Genomic DNA, 3,569 nt, shown 5'->3' with positions numbered 1-3,569 from the left:
CCGCGTTTATTCAGCGAACTTACCGAGAGAAACACACATCATCGGTAAGCGGTATACGCAAAGGATAGAACGAACCAGCCTCCCCCTGAGAACTCGTTTAAAGCGACTCGTTCGAAAAACTATCAGTTTCTCCAGATCAGAAGAAATGCACGATAAGGTCATCGGTGCCTTTATTGAACGAGAGTTTTACTATTAATCAACAGATTGGAGTCATGACCGTAATTTTCAGCTAAAAGTGAGTACTAGAATCACCGAAGTCTTCTTTTAAGTTTTTTTGCAACAAGCCCTTAAATAAACGCGCCAGAGCTGCTCTGGCGCGTGAATCTATATTAACTTGTAAATCATTGATGATTCTAGTCGTGTGATACTTTCAGATCGTAGAAAGTCACTGCCGCTATATCATTTGGGCTACCAGAGCGGTTAACGTGATACAAACCCGCTTTGAAATACATATATTGCTCACCATCGTCATAACCGCTTTTCGACATATCAACAACTTGAGTAATGTCTTCTTTGCCTTCACGACGGATAGTAACCGTTAGCTCGTTGTCTACTGCCTTAATTTGGTAGCCCCATTTCTCGCCTAACGCAATACCATCTTTTGGTTCAATAACTTCACCATCTTGATTGTAATAGTCTGGAATGTTGTTACCCAGTAATGGATAGGTCGTTTCAACACCACCATTTGTCTCGTGAACTAGCCAAACAGAGCCAAGTTCATGATTTGGCAGTTTGCGATAGTACAGCTTTGCAGGCTCGTCATCATTGGCGTGGATTTGGCCAACGATCACGCGACCTTGTTGCCAAATTTCGCCACCTTCAACCACTTGGTCAACAGACAGCACCGCATCCATGGTTCCATTGACGCCCGATGCCAACTCTTGAGCTGCTTGTGGTGATGAACCAAAGACCCAGTTATTTTTGTTAAGAGCACGTTTACCACTTTCATCAACACCGTAAGGGCTGATACTCGAGTCATTACAACGCCCCATCTCATGCAATTCCGTTCGAGTGTAGGTTGTATTTTTGGAGGTCGTTACGGCCTTGACTGGTGAGCTAAAAACAACGCCATCGCCTGCTTCGTTGACGTAGAAGTGATCAGTATGATGGTAACCGTCAATGAGCTCTTGCTCTTCAATAGTTGAGGCAAACCCATTTCCTGAATCTACAGGAACCGATATTTTCCAACAGGACAGGTCTAGGGTATCAGAAGGGGCTTTAACAGAGGCCAATGCAGGAAAAACAAGCATAGATAGAATCGTAGTGGTTAGGATCGACTTCTTCATAGAGGTGCTCTTTTGTTCTTATGTTATTGAATGAATGCTAAACAGGAAATCAAACTAACTGTTTATCAAAGGCAAGAACAATCGACAGGTGGAGCAAATGTGATGCAGCATAACTTTATTATACAGTAATACAAATAAAGTTAGATCGAGGTCAATATCTAAAAATTTGGTCGTATCTGCTTATTAGGTCGGTTTGCTATCTACTTGACCTAACAAGTTAGTAGAGAGCCGGAAGGGATTCAGAAGTCTTTCCTTATAGCGCGATTATTAATTAGACAGCCCCACCAAACACTCGTTGATCTCCTAGTAAAACCCAGAGCGCTGCCCTGGCAATATAAGGAACTGTGAACTAGTTGGTGAAGTCCACCTAAATCCTGAGGGGGCCCCACTTCTTTTCACCGGAACTCTCCCGCTCTTATCGCTTTGAGGCCTCCTACGGCTAAGGCCAGATCCTTCACGCTAATTGAGTAAGCTTCTCTTCCTATCAACTCTTTACCGAGAAAAAAATAGGGAAGTATGATCCGCACCAGAAGTTTGGACACAGAGTTAAGTGAGTACAACCACTAACGAGGTGAACAATGACAACTAAGAAAACACGAATCAAACATGCTTCTTAATTTAAAGCCGAAGCACTTAAGCTAGCAGAGAAAGTCGGTGTCGCTGCTGCTGCACGACAGCTATCGTTATATGAATCTCAGATCTATGGATGGCGTAAAGCCGTCAAAAAAGACGCGAAAATCAGCGATAGAGAAAGAGAACTCGCCACTGAAAATGCCAAGCTCAAACGATTATTGGCAGAGCAAGTTGAAGAGCTAGATATCGTAAAAAAGGCTGCCACCTACTTCGTATATGGAATCCACGGGTTTTACAAGATAAGAATGTGCAATGGATAAGATGCGGTCGTATATTCGGTTTCTCATTGAAGGAGCTACCTTCTAACCTTTGATGCATGCGCACCTACTGTCCTTACCGCGAAAAAAGCTTTTTATAGCATTGCGAAGTAGTCAGGGTCTCAGTAGGCTGGTCTAACCATTGAACATCATTATTTGTAATCTGTTAATTCATATTGCTAGCAAAATAATGCCTTTGACTGATATTTTGTTTCATAGCGAAGCATTGCCCAAGCTGTTCTGACAGTTTTGTTTGCTAATGCGATACAAGCTCTTTTGAAACCGACCCTATTGACTAACTTGATAAGCCACGCCTGTTTCTGGTTTGTAGGTGAGTCAGGCAGTCGATATATGTATGCCATAGCACCAAGGTACAGCATCGAACGAAGATCTTTAACTCCGCCAAATTTATTAATGCCCATCATCGTCACTTTACCACCTGAACTGTATTGCTTAGGTGTTAGTCCGATAAACGCTGATGCTTGTCGACCGTTAGTAAATTGTGACCCATCACCCAAATTAGCATAAAGCATTGATGCGGTTATCTCACCAACACCTTCAAGAGCCATGAGCCTTTTACAGGGTTCTATTTGGCGAGTTGTCGCATTCATGGATTTTTGAAGGTGGTTTAACTCTTCTTTCAGGTTGAGGTATTGTTGCCAGAGCATTGATAAAGTAGTAATTAAACTTGCAGGTAGAACGCCCCTTTCATCGATCGTTGAAGTCACTAATGCAGCTAGCCCTTTAGTACCTTTGGCCTTAACGATACCGTATTCGTTAATGATGCTTCGAATGTGCAGCCCCAATGACACGATAGTTTTCGAAAGAAACTGGCGATTTGCTTCAAGAGACATCAAAGTTTGTTGTTCCATCGATTTGGGTTTGCTGTATTTGATTCCTATTTGAAGTGCTGCATTAGCGATAGCAAGCGCATCATTGGCATCAGTTTTATGACCCTCAACATAGGCCTTCACTTTTTTAGGATTAATTATACGCACTTCGTGACCGAAGGACTCAGCGTATCTACCCCAGTAGTGACAAGTAGCGCAGCCTTCTAGAGCAACAAGGGATGGTTTGGCTCTAGCAAGGAGTTCCTTAAGCTTCTGCCTGCTTATAGCTTTGTTACTGAGCAACTCTCCCTGGCGGCTTATACTGCAAACCTGAAATACATTTTTCGCTAAATCTATGCCGATTACGTTAGTTCTTAGCATGATGACACCTCATTTTACTGTTCCTGCCGATGCTTAAGTTTGGCAGAGAATGAGTGGATTCCATACATCGCGAAAAATCTAAAGTAGATTGCTATGAGTTTATGATCGAACACCTGATGCAATATAGGATTGCCCGTATGGCTAAGGTGTTTGGGGTTTCTCGAAGTGGGTTTTATTATTGG

General features: G+C 42.7%; 3 protein-coding genes and 1 pseudogene. 2 read left to right on the top strand and 2 right to left on the bottom strand.

Going from position 1 to position 3,569, the window contains the following annotated elements:
• On the top strand, positions 1-196 hold a 196-nt coding region (locus tag Q1A70_RS19335), incomplete at its 5' end, for an IS1 family transposase (RefSeq protein WP_299695528.1).
• Positions 197-353: 157 nt separating this feature from the next.
• Here Q1A70_RS19335 and Q1A70_RS19330 read toward each other — a convergent pair.
• Positions 354-1,286 carry a polysaccharide lyase family 7 protein gene (locus Q1A70_RS19330; RefSeq protein ID WP_299695526.1) on the bottom strand — a complete coding sequence of 311 codons (933 nt, stop codon included), beginning with the start codon at positions 1,284-1,286 and terminating at the stop codon, positions 354-356.
• Positions 1,287-1,864: 578 nt separating this feature from the next.
• Here Q1A70_RS19330 and Q1A70_RS19325 point away from each other — a divergent pair.
• A pseudogene (locus tag Q1A70_RS19325) lies at positions 1,865-2,116 on the top strand (transposase); the annotation flags it as partial.
• A gap of 239 nt (positions 2,117-2,355) precedes the next feature.
• Here Q1A70_RS19325 and Q1A70_RS19320 read toward each other — a convergent pair.
• Complete coding sequence (locus Q1A70_RS19320) at positions 2,356-3,387, bottom strand: IS110 family transposase (protein ID WP_299695524.1); 1,032 nt, start codon at positions 3,385-3,387, stop codon at positions 2,356-2,358.
• Positions 3,388-3,569 lie beyond the last annotated feature (182 nt).

This window comes from uncultured Vibrio sp., assembly GCF_947488985.1.
GTDB lineage: Bacteria > Pseudomonadota > Gammaproteobacteria > Enterobacterales > Vibrionaceae > Vibrio.
The sequence above is the reverse complement of the archived record's forward strand: the minus strand, read 5'-3'. Positions and strand labels throughout refer to the sequence as shown.